This is a genomic window from Gemmatimonadaceae bacterium (assembly GCA_035533015.1).
In the GTDB taxonomy this organism is placed as follows: domain Bacteria; phylum Gemmatimonadota; class Gemmatimonadetes; order Gemmatimonadales; family Gemmatimonadaceae; genus JAGWRI01.
In genome coordinates this window covers 1-18,439 of sequence record DATLUQ010000002.1, presented here as the reverse complement: position 1 = coordinate 18,439, position 18,439 = coordinate 1, and the positions used below count along the sequence as shown (strand labels likewise).

General features: G+C 66.5%; 17 protein-coding genes. 11 read left to right on the top strand and 6 right to left on the bottom strand.

All coding sequences use genetic code 11. The features are described 5' to 3' along the window. Positions 1 to 14: 14 nt before the first annotated feature. The 11 genes from rpmG (at position 15) to rpsG (ending at position 13,431) form a co-directional block, all read left to right on the top strand. Positions 15 to 167 (top strand): 50S ribosomal protein L33, encoded by a 153-nt coding sequence (rpmG, locus tag VNF92_00235; GenBank protein ID HVA56298.1) that lies wholly within the window; start codon positions 15 to 17, stop codon positions 165 to 167. Between the two features lie 2 nt (positions 168 to 169). After that, a complete protein-coding gene (gene secE, locus VNF92_00230; protein HVA56297.1) occupies positions 170 to 415 on the top strand; it encodes a preprotein translocase subunit SecE in 246 nt (81 codons plus the stop codon). 3 nt (positions 416 to 418) lie between these two features. Continuing rightward, entirely contained in the window at positions 419 to 961 is a 543-nt protein-coding gene (nusG, locus tag VNF92_00225) for a transcription termination/antitermination protein NusG (GenBank protein HVA56296.1), read from the top strand. 134 nt (positions 962 to 1,095) lie between these two features. Continuing rightward, positions 1,096 to 1,521 (top strand): 50S ribosomal protein L11, encoded by a 426-nt coding sequence (gene rplK / locus VNF92_00220; GenBank protein HVA56295.1) that lies wholly within the window; start codon positions 1,096 to 1,098, stop codon positions 1,519 to 1,521. Continuing rightward, positions 1,521 to 2,210 (top strand): 50S ribosomal protein L1, encoded by a 690-nt coding sequence (rplA, locus tag VNF92_00215; GenBank protein ID HVA56294.1) that lies wholly within the window; start codon positions 1,521 to 1,523, stop codon positions 2,208 to 2,210. Before rplK ends, rplA begins: the two co-directional genes overlap by 1 nt. Positions 2,211 to 2,216: 6 nt before the next feature. Continuing rightward, a complete protein-coding gene (gene rplJ, locus VNF92_00210; protein HVA56293.1) occupies positions 2,217 to 2,732 on the top strand; it encodes a 50S ribosomal protein L10 in 516 nt (171 codons plus the stop codon). A gap of 82 nt (positions 2,733 to 2,814) precedes the next feature. Then, entirely contained in the window at positions 2,815 to 3,192 is a 378-nt protein-coding gene (gene rplL, locus VNF92_00205; protein HVA56292.1) for a 50S ribosomal protein L7/L12, read from the top strand. A 190-nt stretch (positions 3,193 to 3,382) separates the two neighbouring features. Then, entirely contained in the window at positions 3,383 to 7,969 is a 4,587-nt protein-coding gene (gene rpoB, locus VNF92_00200; GenBank protein HVA56291.1) for a DNA-directed RNA polymerase subunit beta, read from the top strand. 3 nt (positions 7,970 to 7,972) lie between these two features. After that, on the top strand, positions 7,973 to 12,286 hold the full coding sequence (gene rpoC, locus VNF92_00195) for a DNA-directed RNA polymerase subunit beta' (GenBank protein HVA56290.1): 4,314 nt from the start codon (positions 7,973 to 7,975) through the stop codon (positions 12,284 to 12,286). A gap of 290 nt (positions 12,287 to 12,576) precedes the next feature. Next, the gene (gene rpsL / locus VNF92_00190) at positions 12,577 to 12,957 is read left to right on the top strand and encodes a 30S ribosomal protein S12 (GenBank protein HVA56289.1); all 381 of its coding nucleotides are present in this window, start codon (positions 12,577 to 12,579) and stop codon (positions 12,955 to 12,957) included. A 3-nt stretch (positions 12,958 to 12,960) separates the two neighbouring features. Then, a complete protein-coding gene (gene rpsG, locus VNF92_00185; GenBank protein HVA56288.1) occupies positions 12,961 to 13,431 on the top strand; it encodes a 30S ribosomal protein S7 in 471 nt (156 codons plus the stop codon). Between the two features lie 102 nt (positions 13,432 to 13,533). Here the strand turns inward: rpsG and VNF92_00180 are convergent, their stop codons facing one another. The 6 genes from VNF92_00180 to VNF92_00155 all read right to left on the bottom strand — a co-directional run. Then, positions 13,534 to 14,796 (bottom strand): tyrosine-type recombinase/integrase, encoded by a 1,263-nt coding sequence (locus VNF92_00180; protein HVA56287.1) that lies wholly within the window; start codon positions 14,794 to 14,796, stop codon positions 13,534 to 13,536. Between the two features lie 348 nt (positions 14,797 to 15,144). Next, positions 15,145 to 15,522, bottom strand: a complete 378-nt coding sequence (locus VNF92_00175; GenBank protein HVA56286.1) for a hypothetical protein — start codon at positions 15,520 to 15,522, stop codon at positions 15,145 to 15,147. Beyond that, positions 15,519 to 15,917 (bottom strand): hypothetical protein, encoded by a 399-nt coding sequence (locus VNF92_00170; protein HVA56285.1) that lies wholly within the window; start codon positions 15,915 to 15,917, stop codon positions 15,519 to 15,521. The genes VNF92_00175 and VNF92_00170 overlap by 4 nt, the downstream gene beginning before the upstream one ends. 424 nt (positions 15,918 to 16,341) lie before the next feature. Then, complete coding sequence (locus VNF92_00165; GenBank protein HVA56284.1) at positions 16,342 to 17,772, bottom strand: phage/plasmid primase, P4 family; 1,431 nt, start codon at positions 17,770 to 17,772, stop codon at positions 16,342 to 16,344. Continuing rightward, entirely contained in the window at positions 17,769 to 18,173 is a 405-nt protein-coding gene (locus VNF92_00160) for a hypothetical protein (GenBank protein HVA56283.1), read from the bottom strand. The genes VNF92_00165 and VNF92_00160 overlap by 4 nt, the downstream gene beginning before the upstream one ends. Beyond that, positions 18,170 to 18,439: hypothetical protein (locus VNF92_00155; protein HVA56282.1), on the bottom strand; the 270-nt coding region annotated here is incomplete at its 5' end. The genes VNF92_00160 and VNF92_00155, both read right to left, overlap by 4 nt.

Sequence of the window (18,439 nt, the reverse complement as noted above, 5' to 3'; positions counted from 1 at the left end):
ATGAGAATTTTCATATGGCCCGCGAAAAAATCATCCTCGCGTGCAGCGAGTGCAAGAACCGGAATTACTTCACCATGAAGAACCGCCGCGTCCATCCGGAGCGGGTCGAGTGGAAGAAGTACTGCCCGCGTTGCAACAAGCACCAGCTGCACAAGGAAACCAAGTAACCATGGCAGACCTGACGCACGCCGGGGATGAACCGAAAGTCGGGTTCATCCGCGGCAGCATCGCGTACTACCAATCCGTCGTTGCCGAGATGCGCAAGGTCACGTGGCCCGACTTCCCGCAGGTGCGGTCGGCCACGATCTCGATCATCATCTTCGTGCTCCTCATCGGGATGGTGATCACGATCATGGACTTCGTCCTCAATGGCTTGCTGGTGCGGCTCCTGCCGTCCCTGATCGCGGGGCGCTGAGCAATGGAGCACCACTGGTACGCCATTCAGACCACGTCGGGGCACGAGAACAAGGTGCGATCGTTGATCCAGCGCAAGATCGATCAGGACCCGCGGCAGTCCGTGGAGCGCCCGGTTCGACAGGCGCTCGTGCCCACGCAGGAAGTGGTGGAGATCAAGAACGGCAAGAAGGTCAACGTGGAGCGGAAGCTGTTTCCGGGCTACGTGCTGGTGGAGATGGACATGAACCAGGAGACCCTGCATGTCCTCAACTCCATCCAGGGCGTGATCAAATTCGTGGGACAGGACCGTTTTCCGCAGCCGCTGCGTCCGGACGAAGTGAACCGGCTGCTCGGCATCACCGAAGAAGTCGAAGCGCAGGAGCCGGTGGAGGAGATCCCCTTCCTCGTGGGCCAGGCGGTGGCGATCACCGAAGGGCCGTTCACCGACTTCAACGGGACGGTCGAGGAAGTGATGGCGGACAAGGGCAAGGTGCGGGTCTCGGTGTCGCTGTTCGGGCGCCCGACCTCGGTGGAGTTGGACTACTTGCAGCTGAAGGCGTACTGACCGCTCGGCGGTTTGGCGGTCCGACCGTCAGACCGTGGGGGGGAAGGGAAGTCCGTCGGCCACCACTCCGACGTCGGAAACAAGAGTGGGAGTTCGCCGCGCGCTGAGTCGCGGCCAACGCAAGAAGGAGAGCTATGGCCAAGAAAGTCATCGGGTTCGTGAAGCTGCAGATCCCGGCCGGCCGCGCCAATCCGGCGCCTCCGGTCGGAACGGCGCTTGGCCCGCAGGGCATCAACATCATGGCCTTCTGCAAGGAGTTCAACTCCCGCACGCAGAGCCAGGATGGGTTGATCCTGCCGGTCGAAGTCACGATCTACGCCGACAAATCGTTCACCTTCATCCTCAAGACGCCGCCAGCCGCGGTGCTCCTGAAGAAGGAGTTGGGCATCGAGAAGGGCTCCGGTCAGCCGAACCGCAATAAGGTCGGCACGGTGACCCGGGCGCAGCTTCGCAAGATTGCCGAAATCAAGATGCCGGACCTCAACTGTGACTCGATCGAGTCTGCGATGGCGATGGTCGCCGGCGCGGCGCGCTCGATGGGGCTCGAGGTATCCGACTGATGCAGACTCACGGCAAGCAGTACAACACCGCGGCCAAGCGCCGCGACATCAACGCTTCGTACCAGGCCCGTAAGGCCCTGGAGCTGGTGAAGAGCGGTGCGTACGCGAAGTTCGATGAGACCGTGGAAGTCGCCGTGCGCCTGGGCGTCGATCCGCGCCACGCCGACCAGGTGGTGCGCGGCACGGTGGTGCTTCCGGCGGGTACCGGCAAGACGGTGCGCGTCCTCGCCATCGCGGTGGGTGACAAGGCCAAGGAGGCCCAGGATGCGGGGGCCGACTACGTCGGTGTCGAGTACGTCCAGAAGATCAAGGACGGCTGGCTCGACTTCGACGTGCTGATCGCCACCCCGGACCAGATGGGCCAACTCGGCCAACTCGGACGCATCCTCGGTCCGCGCGGGCTGATGCCGAACCCCAAGGCGGGCACGGTGACGTTCAACATCGGAGCCGCCGTCAAGGAGACCAAGGCCGGTAAAATCGAGTTCCGCGTCGACAAGGCCGGCAACGTGCATGCTGCGATCGGCAAGGTCTCGTTCGGGCTCGACCAGCTGGAACAGAACTTCACGGCGTTCATGGATCAGATCATGCGCGCCAAGCCCACCGCGTCCAAGGGTGTGTACGTCCGCAACGTCGCGGTGTCGAGCACCATGGGGCCGGGCGTCACCGTCGATTCCACTCCCTACCGGTAACGAGCGATGAAACGAGCCGACAAGGAACATCTCGTCACCGAGCTGAAGGAAAAGATGGCGACGGCCACGACGCTGTACTACACCGACTTCACCGGGCTCAACGTGAAGAGCATGACGGAGCTACGGCGCCGGCTGCGCCGGGCGAAGGTGGAGTACGTCGTCATCAAGAACACTCTGGCGCTCCGCGCCGTGAACGAGGCCGGGCTCACCCCCCAGCCGCTGCGGGGCCCCACGGGCCTCGTCATGGGGCGGGACGCCCTGGCCGCGGCCAAGGTGTTGACCGATTTCGCCAAGGAGAACGACCACAAGCCGGTGGTGAAGGGCGGCCTGATGGACGGTCGCGCCATCGACGCTGCTCAGGTCAAGAAGCTGGCCTCCCTCCCGTCGCGCGAGCAGATGCTCGCCGACTTGGGTGCTGGCCTGCAGTCGCCGCTCGCCGCCTTCGTGGGCGCGCTGAACGGCCTGTTGTACACGTTCGCGGGTGCGCTCGACGCGCTGAAGACCCAGCGCGAGGGCGCCTGAATATTCCCAGGCGTATCGCCTGACCAACGCCCCAGGGGACCCTGGGAACTACGAGGAGAGCATGACCATGGCTAATGCGACGATGGGCAAGGACGAAATTCTCGATGCGATCGGCAACATGTCGGTGTTCGATCTGTCCGAGTTGATCGAGGCCTTCAAGCAGAAGTTCAATGTCACGATCGCTGCCGCCCCAGTGGGCGCGGCGCCCGCGGCGGGCGGCGCGGCCGCCGCGCCGGCGGCCGAAGAGCAGACGGAGTTCGACGTCGTGCTCAAGGAAGCCGGTGGGAAGAAGATCCAGGTCATCAAGGTGGTGCGCGAACTCACCGGCCTCGGCCTCAAGGAAGCCAAGGATCTGGTGGACGGCGCGCCGCAGACCGTGAAGAGCGCGGTGTCGAAGGACGAGGCCGCGACCGTCAGGGCCAAGTTGGAAGAGCAGGGCGCAGTCGTCGAAGTGAAGTGAGGTGGTCGCGGTGGGGCCGCGGCCGATGCCGCGCCCCCGCCCGCCCTCCCGTTCCCTTCGCCGGTCTGCCATTAGTGAATTCACATCCCAGGAACACAACCGTTGGTTCCGCAGTCTGTCGGCCTGCTCCGGCCGCGCCCTTTCGCGCGCCCCGGGGTCCCGGTCGTTTTTTCGCTTGCGCGGGTGAGCCATGCCTGAATTGATTAAGCAGATTTCCTTCGGAAAGCTCGAGCCGGGGATGGAGATGCCCCATCTCCTCGACATCCAGACGCGGGCGTTCGACGCCCTGCTCCAGCTGGATGCCGCCTCGCACGATCGCGAGGACATCGGACTCGAACGGGTCTTCAAAGACCTGTTCCCGATCGCCGACGTGCACGAGAACTTCTCCCTCGAGTTCGTGCGCTACAACCTCGGCGAGCCCAAGTACTCGGTGGAGGAGTGCATCGAGCGCGACATGACCTACTCGGCGCCGCTCAAGGCGACGCTGCAGCTGGTCATCAACGAGACGCTCCCCGACAACACCAAGCGGCCGCGCAACATCATCGAGAAGGAGGTCTATCTCGGTGAGCTGCCCCTGCTCACACCGCTCGGCACGTTCGTCATCAATGGCGCCGAACGCGTGATCGTCAGCCAGTTGCACCGGTCGCCCGGCGTCGTGTTCGAGGAGGCCACGCATCCGAATGGCCAGCGGCTCATCTCGGCCCGCATCATCCCGTTCCGCGGCTCGTGGGTCGAGTTCACGGTCGACATCCACGACGTGATCTACGTCCATATCGACAAGAAGAAGAAGTTCCCGGCGACGGCCCTGCTCCGCGCATTCGGCTACGGCTCGAACTCGGACATCCTGCGCCTCTTCTTTGCCGTTCGCGATCTCGACCTCACCAAGAAGCGGGAGAGCCGCACCGACGTGCGCGAGGTCATCGGCGCCATCATCGCCGAGGACATCGAACTCCCGGGCGAAGCCACCGCGGAAGACGCGCCCAAAGCGCGCACCAAGAAGGCACGCGCCGAACGCGAACGCGCCGAGAACGTGCTGCTCGTCAGGGAAGGCGACGAGCTGACGGAAGAGGTCTACAGCCGTCTCCGCCGCCAGAACGTCAGGAAGGTCAAGGTGTTCGCGTCGTACATGGCGATCGACCTGCGCGACGAGCAGGAGGCCATCGAGCGCGGCGAGCGCCCCGTGCGCCGCGTGCTCGCCGTCGACGTCGTCGATGAGGACGGCGAGGTGATCGCCGAAGCCGGCCAGGCGCTGTCGGACACGCAGATCAAGAAGATCCGCCGCGCCGAGATCAACAAAGTCCAGGTGTTCGTCGTCTCCGGTCGCGCCGAGTCGACGCTCATCAAGAACACCCTGGCCAAGGATCCGACACACGCCCAGAAAGAGGCGTTGTCGCAGATCTATTCGTTGCTCCGTCCGGGCGATGCACCCGACGAGGAGACGGCCCGCCAGGCGCTCGAACGGCTGTTCTTCTCGCCCAAGCGCTACGACCTCGGACGCGTGGGCCGCTACAAGATCAACCAACGGCTCGGCCTCAACACGCCCGCCAACCACACCGTGCTCACCACCGAAGACTTCGTGGCGATCGTGCGGTATCTGGTGGAGTTGCACGAGGGCCGCGGCCATGTGGACGATATCGACCACCTCGGCAACCGCCGCATCCGGTCGGTGGGCGAACTGATCGCCAACCAGTTCTCGGTGGGCCTGTCGCGCATGGCGCGCCTCGTGAAGGAGCGCATGTCGATCAATACCGACCCGGAGAAGATCTCGCTCGACGACCTCGTCAACGCGCGCACGGTTTCGGCCGTGATCCAGGCGTTCTTCGGGTCGTCGCAGCTGTCACAGTTCATGGACCAGACCAACCCGCTGGCCGAGTTGACGCACAAGCGCCGCTTGTCGGCGCTCGGTCCCGGCGGCCTGACGCGCGAGCGCGCCGGGTTCGAGGTCCGTGACGTGCACTACTCGCAGTACGGCCGCATGTGCCCCATCGAGACGCCGGAAGGCCCGAACATCGGGCTCATCACGTCGCTCGCCTGCTACGCGCGGGTGAACGACCTGGGCTTCGTCGAGACGCCGTACATGGTGGTCAAGAACGGGCGCGTGACCGGCGATATCGCCTGGCTCGATGCCAACAAGGAAGAGGACGCGGTGATCGCGCAGGCCAACGCGCGCCTGAATCCCGATCGCACGTTCGTCGATCCGCTGGTGTTGTGCCGCATGCAGGGCGACGTCCCACTCACTCCGCCCGACCGCATCGATTACATGGACGTGGCGCCCGAGCAGCTCGTCTCGATCGCCGCCGCGCTCATCCCGTTCCTCGAGCACGACGACGCGAACCGCGCGTTGATGGGTTCGAACATGCAGCGCCAGGCCGTCCCGCTCCTCAATCCCTGCACGCCGCTGGTCGGCACCGGGCTCGAGGAGAAGGTGGCGATCGATTCGGGCGCCGTGGTGATCGCCAAGCGGGCCGGCGTGGTGACGCGCGTGACCGCCGACGAAGTCATCGTCGATGCGGGCTCGGGCGACCGCCGCAAGCCGGACGACGACCGTCCGCTGGCGCGGCTCACCCAGCATGACCGGTATCGCATCAAGAAGTACTGGCGCACCAACCAGGACACGGCCATCAACCAGCGCCCGCTCGTCAAGCTCGGGCAGAAGGTGAAGGTGGGCGACGTCCTGGCCGATGGCGCGGGTACGGAGCGCGGGCAACTGGCCCTCGGCGCCAACGTGACCGTGGCGTTCATGCCCTTCTACGGACACAACTTCGAAGATGCCATCGTGCTCTCCGAGCGCGTGGTGAAGGACGACGTGTACTCGTCGGTCCACATCTCCGAGCTGGAACTGCACGTCCGCGACACCAAGCGCGGACAGGAAGAGATCACGCGGGAAATCCCGAACGTGGCCGAGGAGGCGCTCACCGACCTCGACGAGCGCGGTATCGTTCGCATCGGCGCCCACGTGAAGCCCGGCGACATTCTGGTGGGCAAGATCACGCCGAAGGGCGAGACCGAGCTTTCTCCCGAAGAGAAGCTGCTCACGGCCATCTTCGGCGAGAAGGCGAAGGACGTGAAAGACTCGTCGCTCAAGGTGCCGCCGGGTATGGAGGGCGTGGTCATCGACGTGAAGATCTTCTCGCGCATCGAAGACCAAGTGGTGGAGAAGGACCGCGGCGAGCGGATCGGCGAGGTGCGCCGGCTCGAGGCCGAAGAGAAGCTGCGCGTGAACGACGTGCGGGACGCCGAATTGGCGGACCTGCTCGACGGGCAGACGGTGGCGCTGGCGCTCCGGGCGGGGACGGTCGAAGAGGCCATTCCGGCGGGCACCAAGCTCACCGCGGCCCAGCTCCGTGAGATGAAGATCTCGTCCCTCGACCTCAAGACGTTCCGCGTCGACAACAAGAAGGCGAACGAGCGCGTCCGCGCGGTGATCGACCTCTCCACCGACGAGAAGGCGAAGATCGAGGAGAAGGCCGAGGAACGCATCGACCGCATCCTGCAGCCGGACGAACTGCCCCCGGGCGTCATCCAGCTGGTCAAGGTGTACCTCGCCGAGAAGCGCAAGGTATCGGTGGGCGATAAGATGGCGGGGCGCCACGGCAACAAGGGCATCGTCGCCCGCGTCGTTCCCGAAGAAGACATGCCGTTCCTCCCGGACGGCCGGCCCGTGGACATCGTGCTCAATCCGCTGGGCGTGCCGAGTCGCATGAACGTGGGCCAGATCCTGGAGACGCACCTTGGCTGGGCAGCCCGCATTCTGGGCTTCTACGCCAAGACGCCAGTGTTCCAGGGCGCCAACGAGCGCGAGATCGGGCTGCTGCTCAAGCTGTCCGGCCTCGTGTGGGCGCGCGACGCGCTGTCGCTGCGCGTGCCGGCGCCCGACATCTCCGATGTCGACGTCAAGCAGATTCTCGTCGATATCAAGCCCGATCGCACGCAGGCCGAGGAGCACTTCCACCTGCTGCAGGAGTCCACGATCAACGATCTCGGTGGCCGGACCATGTCGCAGGGGACCCGCGACGTGTTCCACCGGGTGCGCGACTTCCTGGCCGCCGCGGCGGCCGAGCTGGCGGAGCGCGATCGGGCCGAGATCGCGAACCAGGTGGCGTATCACGAGGTGGAGCACGAGGACCTGACGACGCTCAGGAAGTCGGGATTGAAGACGGCGCTCAAGGAGCTCGAGAATCGTCGGGCCCTGGAACCGACCGCGCTGCTGCAGGAAGAGGAGTTGCCGGCGCTGGCCGGCATGCTCGGCAAGAAGTCCGAAGCCGACATCGACGCGGCGGCCGTGGAGTTGATGCGGCTGGCCGGCCTCACGCCGTTCGGCAAGGTGCGCGTGCGCGACGGCCGCAGCGGAGAGACGTTCACGTCGCCGGTTACCGTGGGCGAGATCTACATGCTCAAGCTGTCGCACCTGGTGGACGACAAGATCCACGCACGGAGCATCGGCCCGTACTCGTTGGTCACGCAACAGCCGCTCGCCGGCAAGGCGCAGTTCGGCGGCCAGCGGTTCGGCGAGATGGAAGTGTGGGCGCTCGAAGCGTACGGGGCGGCCCACGTCCTGCAGGAGATCCTGACGGTGAAATCCGACGACGTGAACGGCCGGAGCCGCGTGTACGAGGCGATCGTGAAGGGGCAGAACCTGCCCGAGCCCGGTACGCCCGAGTCGTTCAACGTGCTCGTGAAGGAATTGCAGGCCCTCGGCATCAAGGTGACGATGGGTCAGAGTGTGGATGCCTTCGCCGAGAACGGCGGCGGGTCCAATGACGGGAGCGAGGAGTAAGCGATGATTGATTTCCGGAGCGTGCGCGAGACCCGCGCATCGGCGTTCGATTTCATCCATATCCGTATCGCCTCGCCCGAGGAGATTCGCGGACCGAAGGATCCCAAGGAGCGCGAGCGGCTGGAGATGCAGGGGCTGCGCGCGTGGTGGTCATGGGGCGAGGTCACCAAGCCCGAGACCATCAACTACCGCTCGTTCAAGCCGGAGAAGGACGGCCTCTTCTGCGAGCGCATCTTCGGTCCGGTCAAGGACTGGGAGTGCCACTGCGGCAAGTACAAGCGCATCCGCTATCGCGGCGTGATCTGCGATCGCTGCGGCGTGGAGGTCACGCTCAGCAAGGTGCGGCGCGAGCGCATGGGCCACATCGAGTTGGCCGTGCCCGTGGCCCACATCTGGTTCTTCAAGACGCTGCCGAGTCCGATGGGCAACCTGCTCGACATCACCCTGCGTGATCTCGAGAAGGTCATCTATTACTCGAACTACGTCGTCATCGACCCGGGCGAGCAGGAGGTCCAGGTCAACCAGCTACTGGACGAAGAGGAGTACCTGCTCCTTCGGCAGAAGGCCAAGGAAGAAAAGGATGGGGCGTTCCTGGCCGACATCGGCGCGCCGGCGGTGCGCGAACTGCTCCGCCGCCTCGATGTCGACAAGCTGGCCGACACCCTGCGCGCGCAGGTGGTGGACGAGTCGTCGCAGCACCGCAAGAAGATGCTGCTCAAGCGGCTCAAGATCGTCGACGCGTTCCGCAACTCGGGCGACGCCGGCGACGTGCGCAACAAGCCGGAATGGATGATCCTCGATGTCGTGCCGGTGATCCCGCCCGACCTGCGGCCGCTCGTGCCGCTCGACGGCGGACGCTTCGCCACGTCCGACCTCAACGATCTGTACCGCCGCGTCATCAACCGCAACAACCGCCTCCAGAAGCTCATCTCGCACCGCGCGCCCGAAGTCATCCTGCGCAACGAGAAGCGCATGCTCCAGGAGGCCGTGGACGCGCTGTTCGACAACGGGCGCCGATCCAAGGCCATTCGTGGCCGCGGCAAACGTCCGCTCAAGTCGCTGTCCGACATGCTCAAGGGCAAACAGGGCCGGTTCCGCCAGAACCTGCTCGGCAAGCGCGTGGACTACTCGGGCCGTTCGGTGATCGTCGTCGGTCCCGAGCTCAAGCTGCATCAGTGCGGCCTACCCAAGCTGATGGCCCTGGAACTGTTCAAGCCGTTCATCATCCACAAGCTCGTCGAGAAGGGGATCGCCGAGACGGTCAAGCGCGCCAAGAAGATCGTGGAGCGGGAGAGCCCCGAGGTATACGAGATCCTCGAGGAGATCATCCGCGACCATCCGGTGCTCCTGAACCGCGCGCCGACGCTGCACCGCCTGGGCATCCAGGCGTTCGAGCCGGTGCTGGTCGAAGGCAAGGCCATCCGCATCCATCCGCTGGTCTGCGCGGCGTTCAACGCCGACTTTGACGGCGACCAGATGGCCGTCCACGTGCCGCTGTCGTTCGAGGCGCAGCTCGAGGCGCGGCTGCTCATGCTCTCGAGCAACAACATCCTCAAGCCGTCAGACGGCCGGCCGGTGGCCGAGCCCAGCCAGGACATCGTGCTCGGGTGCTACTTCGCCACCAAGGCGCCGGCGAACTTTGACAAAGCCGAGAACCTGCGGCACGTCACGTCGGTGGCCGAAGTGGAGACCGAGATCGCCGTGCACCGCATGGACACGCACACCCCGGTGCTGTACTGGGTGGCGGACGCCGGCGGTGCCCGCTGGGAAAAGACGACGGCCGGGCGCGTACTGTTCAACGCGATCGTCCCGCCGGAACTCGGATACCAGAACCACGACATGAAGAAGAAGGCGCTCTCCGAGTTGGTGTTCGAGAGCTACCGGAAGGCGGGGCTCGCGGCGACGGTCTCGTTCCTCGACCGGCTCAAGGAGTTCGGGTTCTTCAACGCGTCGCGCGGCGGGGTGTCCATCGGCATCGAGGATCTGCAGATCCCGGCTGCCAAGAAGGAACTGCTCGCCGAAGCCGAAGAGCGGGTGGAGCGCTTCCAGCGCGCGTACCAGACGGGCAACATCACGAACGGTGAGCGTTACAACAAAGTGATCGACACCTGGACCCACGCCAATTCCGACGTGGCCGAGGCGATGGTGCGCGCCATGCGGGACTCGAAGAACGGATTCAACCCCGTGTTCATGATGTTCGACTCGGGATCCCGTGGCTCGCGCGACCAGATCCGTCAGCTGGCCGGCATGCGCGGCCTCATGGCCAAGCCGCAGAAGAAACTCACCGGCGGCATCGGCGAAATCATCGAGAGCCCGATCAAGTCGAACTTCCGTGAAGGCCTGTCGGTGCTCGAGTACTTCATCTCGACCCACGGCGCGCGCAAGGGTCTGGCCGATACGGCGCTCAAGACGGCCGACGCCGGCTACCTCACCCGCCGCCTCGTGGACGTCGCGCAGGACGTGACGATCACCGAGGAGGACTGCGGCACCATCCAGGGCCTTGAGATCTCGGCGCTCAAGGAAGGCGAGGACATCATCGAGCCGCTGTCCGAGCGTATCGTGGGCAACGTGGCTGCCGACGACGTCGAGGATCCGCACGAGATCGACGAGACGGGCCGCCGGACGCTGCTGGTCGAGGCCGGCACCCTGATCGACGAGGAGACCGCCCGCAACATCGAAGAGGCGGGCATCGAAACCGTGCGCATCCGTTCCGTGCTCACCTGCGAAGCCAAGCGCGGGCTGTGCCGCATGTGCTACGGCCGCAACCTGGCCACCATGGAAATGGTGGACCTGGGCGAGGCCGTGGGCATCATCGCCGCGCAGTCCATCGGCGAGCCGGGGACGCAGCTCACCCTGCGCACCTTCCACATCGGCGGCGCGGCCTCGCGCATCGCCGAACAGACGGCCCGCAAGTCGAAGGTGGCGGGTATCGCGGAGTACGGCGATCGCCTCAGCGCCGTCGCCAACCCCGACGGTCAGCGCATCGTCACGTCGTACGAGGGCGAGATCATCATCCGTCCGGCCGGCGACAAGAACACGGGCATCGGCGCGCGGCTGCAGGTGCCGCTCGGGGCCATCCTCATGGTCAACGACGGCGATGAGGTGAAGCGCGACCAGATCATCTTCAGTTGGGACCCGTACACCAACCCGATCATCGCCGACTGCGAAGGCGCCGTGAAGTTCGTCGACATCATCGACGACGAATCGGTGTCCGAGGAGCTCGATGAACTCACCGGACTGCGCCAGCGCGTGATCACCGAAGATCGCGAGAAGAAGCTCCACCCGCACATCGAGATCGTGCAGGAGAAGGGCGGGAAGGAGAAGCGCATCCGCGACTATGTCATCCCCGTGGGCGCACAGCTCACCGTGGAGGACGGGCAGAAGATCTTCGGCGGTACGATCCTCGCCAAGGTCGGCCGCGAGGCCTACAAGACCCGCGACATCACCGGCGGTCTGCCGCGCGTGGCCGAGTTGTTCGAGGCCCGGCGGCCGAAGGATCCGGCCACCATCTCCGAGGTCGACGGAATCGTCCGGTTCGGCGAGATCAAGCGCGGCAAGCGGGAGATCTACGTCTCACCGGTGCGCGTCGAGGGCGGCAACTGGGTGGTGGACGACACGCAGGAAGCACATCTGTACGAAGTCCCCGCGGGCAAGCACCTCCGCGTGCACGAGGGTGACCGTGTGCGGGCGGGCGACCGCCTGTCCGAGGGGCCAGTGAACCCCCACGACATCCTGCGCATCAAGGGGCCGCGCGCCGTACAGGAATACCTGCTCAACGAAGTGCAGGAGGTGTACCGCCTGCAGGGTGTGAAGATCAATGACAAGCACATCGGTGTGATCGTGCGCCAGATGCTGCAGAAGGTCCGCATTCTTGCCCCGGGCGACACGCAGTTCCTGGAAGGCGAGCATGTGGACAAGCAAGTCTTTCGCACCGAGAACGACCGCGCCAAGAAGAAGAAGGACGACCCGTCGGTGGCCGAGCCGCTCCTGCTCGGCATCACCAAGGCCAGCCTCACCACGCAGTCGTTCATCTCGGCGGCCAGCTTCCAGGAAACGACGCGCGTGCTCACCGACGCGGCCATCCGCGGGGCCAAGGACGACCTCCTCGGTCTCAAGGAGAACATCATCATCGGCCACCTCATTCCGGCCGGCACGGGCATGTACCGGTACCAAGCGGTCGAGATGGACGTGGAGCAGCCGGAAGGGTTCGGCGCGCTCCCGACGATGGCCGAAACGCTGCCCGGTGTTTTCGCGCCGGTGATCGAGGAAGAGGAACCGTTGCCCCTGTCCCGTCCGAGCGTGCCCGACGAGCTCTGACAATCGCGGGTGAAGTGCTGATTGCCGGCGGCCCGCCCGGGTGATTCCGGGCGGGCCGTCTGCCGTCGGGGTGCGATGACTACGCCCGCGTGATCGGCGGGGGTCCGACCGTCGCGCGATCGTAAGACACTATGCGGCACGTGCTGCTGTACGCCGGCGGTAACCCTCTTTCGGATAGGCACTTAGCAGGCTTGACCTACCCACCAGCCCCCGCTACCTTTCCAGTTCTGTTCCGTGCCGTCCAATCGGGGCGATCCACGTAGAAGCAGATCCACGAACAGTTCAGGTACATGCCGACCATCAATCAGCTCGTCCGGCGGAGTCGCCGCGACGTCGTCAAGAAAGAGAAGTCTCCGGCGCTCAAGTCGAATCCGTTCCGCCGCGGTGTGTGCACCCGCGTCTACACGACGACGCCGAAGAAGCCGAACTCCGCGTTGCGCAAGGTGGCGAAGGTGCGCCTGACCAACGGCTTCGAAGTCATCGCCTACATTCCCGGCGAAGGCCACAATCTGCAGGAGCACTCGATCGTGCTCGTGCGCGGCGGCCGCGTGAAGGACCTGCCGGGCGTTCGCTATCACATCGTGCGCGGCTCGCTCGACGCTTCGGGCGTGAACGGCCGCAACCAGAGCCGTTCCAAGTACGGCACCAAGAAGCCCAAGGCGGGGAAATAACTCATGAGCCGTCGCAAGAGTGCCGTGAAGCGCAACGTCCTGGCGGATGCGCGCTACGATAGTCAGACCGTATCGAAGTTCATCAACGTGATGATGCTGCAGGGCAAGAAGTCGACGGCCGAGGGCATCTTCTACGGTGCGATGGACATCGTCGAGGCGAAGACCGGACAGCCGGGCGTCAACGTGTTCAAGCAGGCGTTGTCGAACGTGAAGCCGGTGGTCGAGGTGAAGAGCCGGCGCGTGGGCGGCGCCACGTACCAGGTGCCGGTGGAAGTCCGCCCCGAGCGCCGCACCGCCCTGGCCATGCGCTGGGTCATCCTCTACTCGCGCGAGCGGGGTGAGAAGTCGATGGCGGAGAAGCTGGCGGCGGAAGTCATCGCCGCGTCGAAGGGCGAGGGCAACGCCGTGAAGAAGAAGGAAGACACGCACCGCATGGCTGACGCCAACAAGGCGTTCGCGCACTATCGCTGGTAAGGTTCTCCTTCCACGTCGTAACCGCCTGCCCCGCTTGGCCTTCGTGCTGAGCGGGGCAGTCTGCTTTCACGGCCTCGGGGGCCCAGGTGTCAAATTGAGGTGTCATTTTGCCCCCGAAACGGCCCGAACGCCCACCGGCTTTCGCTCCTTGAGCGCCGTCCGCTGCGTCTCCTCGTCCGCCACCTGGTAGGCGGTCAACAGCACCGCCGGGTTCTTCCAGCCGCCCAGGTGACAGAGGTCCTTGAGGGGCATCCCCTTGAGGTCGGTCGCGAACGCCCGTCTGGTCGAGTGCCAGCCGTACCGCTCGTCTTTCGGAAGCCCCGCCTTCTTCGCGAGCTGCTTCCACAGGTTGGCCGCTCCATCGCGTGAGAGCGGCTCCCGGGCGTCGCGCCGGGCAGGGAACACCCAGGCCGCGCCGATCGCCGCACGCCGGGCCTGCTCTGCGGCCAGGGCCTGCGCCGCGGCGTCCGTGAGCGGGGTCCAGTGATCGAACCGGATCTTGTCCACTTCACCGCGCCAGTGCACGCGCTTCTCCGTGAGGTCGATGTCCGACCAGCGGAGTTGCCGCACCGAGGAGGCACGGTGCCCGGCCTCGTGCATCACGATCGTGAAGCACGCCGCCCACGGCCCCACATCCCGCGCGGCCTCGAGCATCGCCTGGTACTGCGCATCCGAACACACCGGACGCCGCGGGCTCGCCTCCCGTGGGATCGCCAACCCCTTGAGCGGATTGCGGTCGAGCAGCGCACCGCCCTTCCCGTCGCCCGCGCGAGTGGCCCAGTTGAGCACGGCGTTGAGCAGGGAACAGTCCTGCTCGATGGGCCGGTCCCGCACCTTCCGGCGCGTCGCCACCCCAGCCGGCGCGATCCTGCCGGCCCGCCGATCGGCCACGAACCGGTCGAGGTCCCGCCGGGAGAGCGTCCCCGGCTCGCGTGTGGCCCCGAACGCCCGGAGCAACATCTCCAGGCACCGGCGGTCGTGCGCCTGCGTCGTCTCGCTCTTGGAGACCGTCACTTCCCGTTCGTACATCTCAAACAGCGCCCGCAAGGTGAGGCCCTTCGGGACCGGGTCATCACCGCGGCGGAACGCCAACGCGATCGCGTCAGCCTTCGCCTCGGCTTCGTCCCGCGTGATCCGGCCGAGCGCCAACCGGCGCCGCTTCCGAATCCCGCCCGTCGCCGGTTCCGCTTCGAACCACTCGACGAACATCCCCTTCTCCGGGCGCTCGAAGGCACGCACCCGGTTCACGCCCCACTTGCCTGCGGAGTAAGACCAGCCCTGCTGTCGTTTCGCTCGTGGCACGTCGTCACCTCCCTGAATCAGGGTGAGCGACAGCCAACGCGATCCGCCGACGAGACAGAGCATGGCCATCGGTGCCGGTGGTCCGCAAGGCCCCGACCTTCTGCGGCAGGTCGCTGCGGCGGATCCGCGGCGTGTGGGGCCGCCCGGAATTCGGGATGCGGCCCGCCCGCACCAACCGCGCGAGATGATCGACGCTATAGCCACTCTGCTTGGCCGCCTCGGCGAGCGTGAGGTCTTCCAGGGCAGCCGACCGCAGGCTGGCCTCCAGCTCGTCCGCACACCGCCGGAAGGCGGCGGCGGATCCCCGACTGAACTCCTCGAGGTCCGCGGCTCGTGCACGCCACGCCGTGGCGAGCTCTGGCGCCAGCAGCGGTCGGGATGCGGGGCCCGATTGGCGGTCGGGTGGGTGATTCACGCCGTCGCCCTCCGGAGCGTGCGCTCCCACGCTTCCTCGGGCTCTGCCCGGTGACGCACCGTGCCGCCGAGGGCGTGGACGACCTCCGCGAATGGGAAGCGAGCGAGCTCCGCTGCGCGGACGCTGTCGACGGCCGCCGCGAGTTGCACGGCCGCACCCGGCGCGCCCATAATCGAGGCCAACGCGCGGAGCCCATGATCGCGCGCGAAGGCTCGGTCGAACGCGGGCGCGTGGAGGCAGTTCTCACGGACCTCGCGCGCGGCGGGCGAAAGCCCCCCGATGCGCGCCCGCGCGAGCCGGTCGGGGTCGGCGAAGCCGTGCGCGAGGTAGAGTCGCTCGAGCAACTCGCGGTCGAGGAAGTCGGCCGACGTCATGGCCCAAACTCCGGCGGGAGTGGCGCCGCCCACTCGTCGTCGACCTCGTCCTCGTCATCGGCCTCGAATCCAGGGGGGGGCGCGTACAAGACCTGGAGGTTACGGAAACACGTGGACCTCGCTCGGCCGGAAGCGGGGAACTGCTGCAGCTGCGGCCCGCGGGAGAAACCGTCGCCCGTCAGCGCGCTTCCGGTCGGCGCGACGAATTCAAAGAGCGCCTGGCGCGCTGCATAGATTTCCCGGCGCGCCTGCCGCGCGAGGAGGGCACAGGGGGCCTCGATCACGAGCGCGCTATGGTCGGCGCGCACCGTGGCACCAGCGGCCTCCAACGCGGCGTGGAGGCGCCTGGCGGCCGTCCGCACCGCCCGCGTGTTGCGGGGCGTGGGCGTGGCCATCAACGGCGGACCTCGGAGGCCTGGCGGCGACCGACACCGTCAGAAGGCTCGGGCCCGTGCCTTCCCATCGGCCGAGCGTCCCCGTGGCGGTGCGCGCCGGGGATCCGCGTTGCGCGGCGGAGCCCTCCGAGGTGATGAAATGTTACGCTCCGGCCCGGCCGTCGCGGGGACAGTTGGGACAGTTTGGGACAGTTGGGACAGTTCGAACTGTCCCAGGCGGTATTCTCTTCCATGCGCGCGCGTATAGCGAATATCCCTCCAATAACTGTCCCAACTGTCCCAACAATTTTCAATACATTATCTGGTATGGAGTTACGGGTGGGACAGTTGGAAATCGCAACTGTCCCAAACTGTCCCAGGCCGGCCGACCGCGCCCATCTGGGACAGTTGGGACAGTTCCCCGGGGTTTCGCGAACGGTCGGAGTCATGCGAACAGGCTCTCGTCTCGATCGTACGCCTCGCGCGGCGGACCGTGGGCGGCGCGGTCGAAGGTCGCGGTGAGCCGTACGCCAAGGCGCCATTTCGTACGCGCGGCGCCCGTTCCGCGCTTCTCAGCCGTGATGCCCCGTTCCTCGAGCCGCCGACCGAAGGCGGTCTGCGACAGCTGGAATTCGCCAGCGACTTCCGTCCACTGCTTGTAGGCGCGATAGAGCTCAGAGGCCGGCTGCACGAATTCGGCACCGAGCTCGCAGTATTCCTCGAGGAAGGCCCCCAGGGTGTCGGATTCGCGACGGTAGGCGTCCGTGGCCACCACGACCTCGGCGGGTGGGTTCAAGCCGTCTCGCTGCCACAGGAGGCAGCCCGCCACGGCCCAGGCGAGGATGCCGGGGAGCTCGTCACGGAGCGTCTCGGCGAGGTGCGGATCGCGCTGGGCGGGCTCGAGTTGCAGGTTGAACGGCACCAAGCGGAACCGCCGCCAGATCGCCTGGTCGGTCCCGCGAATCACGGGCCGGTGGTTGGCCGCCAGCCAGAGCTTGAAGCTGGGCCGGTACTCGAAGTGCTCCTGGTGCAGGAACCGGGCGGTGACCGTGTCGGACCCGGTGAGCGACTTCACCAGGGACTCGTTGAGGCGCTTGCCTTCGCCGACCTCCGCCGACGTGACGAGACGGGCGCCAAAGAGCCGGGCCACGTCGTTCCGCGGGCCATCAGACTGGCGCTCGAGGAACGTGGTGAAGTCGGCCTGGGAGGCATAGTCGTTGAGCAGCGCGCGGAGGATCTCGAGGAACGTGCTCTTGCCGTTCGCGCCGGAGCCGTAGAGGAAGAAGACGCACTGTTCCTCGGTCGACCCGGTGAGCGAGTAGCCGACCGCGCGCTGGAGGAAGTTGACCAACTGCTCGTTGCCCTCCATCACCTGCAGCACGAACGACTCCCACCGGTCGCACCGCGCCGCGGGATCGAAGGCCACGGGCACGAGCTTGGTGATGAGGTCGGCTGGACGGTGTGGACGGAGCGTGCCCGTGTGGAGGTCGAGCGTGCCGTTCGCGACCGAGAGCTTCCACGGGTCGACGTCCAGCGCGGCGGGCGTGATGGCGATTCCCGCCTCCGCGCGGGCGCACTCCAGCAGCGCCCGCATGCTCGCGGCCGACTCCGATCGGGCCGCATGTTTCGCCAGGTCCTTCGCGTCGTCTCGATGCCCGCCCTCCTGGAGCGCCGCAACGTCCGCGCGGAGGTCTCGGATCACACGTTTCGCCCGGCGCTGGACCTCGAGCGTGGCATCGAACGCCCAGCGGCTCCCGTCCCAGCACAGCCACTTGTTCCCCGCCGCCAGATACCGGAGTGCATGCCCGTGTGCAGCGACGAAGCGCTCAGCGTTGCCGAGGTCGGTGTGCGGGAAATGGCGGACGTCGTGGGTCATGGCGTGCGGTTCCGACCGTGCAGCCCGGGCTGCATCCGCCGGAGCTCGCGCTCCCATGCTTCCTCGGCGGTGGCGCGCTGGCGAAGCGTGCCGCCGAGGGCGTGGACGACTTCGTCGAACGGAAAGCGCGCGAGTTCAGCCGTGGTGACGCCGTCGACCTCGCGGGCCATGCGCACCGCGTCGTCGGGCGCGCCCATGATCGAGGCCAACGCGCAAAGGCCATAGTCGCGCGCGCGGGCACGGGTGAACGCCGGCGCCTGGAGGCAGTTCTTGCGGATCCCGGCCGCCGCTGGTGAGAGTGCGGTCTGGAGCGACCGGTCCAGGAGATCGCGGTCGAGGAAGGCATGGGCGAGGTAGAGCACCTCGAGTTCTGCCAGCGGGAGCAGCGCGGCGCCGTTCATGGCCGGCGCTCCAGTACGGCGCTCGCGGGCACCGGTGGCAGCGCCCGCCGGCCGTGAGGGGTGGGGCGCTCATGGGCGCACCCGGGGCGCAGGACGTACTGCAGCACGGGGGACTCCGGTGAACAGCGCGCAGTGTACAGCACCGCGCCGGCGGTCGGCACCACGTGATGGTGCAGGCCCCCGCAGAAGGGGCATTGGATCTGTCCGATGGCGCGATCGCCGGGCCGAATGATCGACTGCACCTGGACGGTGGCCACCGTCGGCTC

What these genes read in the sequence shown, in the direction of transcription:
- rpmG (HVA56298.1), top strand. Translation starts at nt 15, where the DNA reads ATGGCCCGCGAAAAAATCATCCTCGCGTGCAGCGAGTGCAAGAACCGG.
- VNF92_00175 (HVA56286.1), bottom strand. Translation starts at nt 15,522, where the DNA reads ATGACGTCGGCCGACTTCCTCGACCGCGAGTTGCTCGAGCGACTCTAC.
- rpsL (HVA56289.1), top strand. Translation starts at nt 12,577, where the DNA reads ATGCCGACCATCAATCAGCTCGTCCGGCGGAGTCGCCGCGACGTCGTC.
- rpoB (HVA56291.1), top strand. Translation starts at nt 3,383, where the DNA reads ATGCCTGAATTGATTAAGCAGATTTCCTTCGGAAAGCTCGAGCCGGGG.
- secE (HVA56297.1), top strand. Translation starts at nt 170, where the DNA reads ATGGCAGACCTGACGCACGCCGGGGATGAACCGAAAGTCGGGTTCATC.
- rplA (HVA56294.1), top strand. Translation starts at nt 1,521, where the DNA reads ATGCAGACTCACGGCAAGCAGTACAACACCGCGGCCAAGCGCCGCGAC.
- rpoC (HVA56290.1), top strand. Translation starts at nt 7,973, where the DNA reads ATGATTGATTTCCGGAGCGTGCGCGAGACCCGCGCATCGGCGTTCGAT.
- nusG (HVA56296.1), top strand. Translation starts at nt 419, where the DNA reads ATGGAGCACCACTGGTACGCCATTCAGACCACGTCGGGGCACGAGAAC.
- VNF92_00165 (HVA56284.1), bottom strand. Translation starts at nt 17,772, where the DNA reads ATGACCCACGACGTCCGCCATTTCCCGCACACCGACCTCGGCAACGCT.
- rpsG (HVA56288.1), top strand. Translation starts at nt 12,961, where the DNA reads ATGAGCCGTCGCAAGAGTGCCGTGAAGCGCAACGTCCTGGCGGATGCG.
- rplK (HVA56295.1), top strand. Translation starts at nt 1,096, where the DNA reads ATGGCCAAGAAAGTCATCGGGTTCGTGAAGCTGCAGATCCCGGCCGGC.
- rplJ (HVA56293.1), top strand. Translation starts at nt 2,217, where the DNA reads ATGAAACGAGCCGACAAGGAACATCTCGTCACCGAGCTGAAGGAAAAG.
- rplL (HVA56292.1), top strand. Translation starts at nt 2,815, where the DNA reads ATGGGCAAGGACGAAATTCTCGATGCGATCGGCAACATGTCGGTGTTC.
- VNF92_00180 (HVA56287.1), bottom strand. Translation starts at nt 14,796, where the DNA reads ATGCTCTGTCTCGTCGGCGGATCGCGTTGGCTGTCGCTCACCCTGATT.
- VNF92_00170 (HVA56285.1), bottom strand. Translation starts at nt 15,917, where the DNA reads ATGGCCACGCCCACGCCCCGCAACACGCGGGCGGTGCGGACGGCCGCC.
- VNF92_00160 (HVA56283.1), bottom strand. Translation starts at nt 18,173, where the DNA reads ATGAACGGCGCCGCGCTGCTCCCGCTGGCAGAACTCGAGGTGCTCTAC.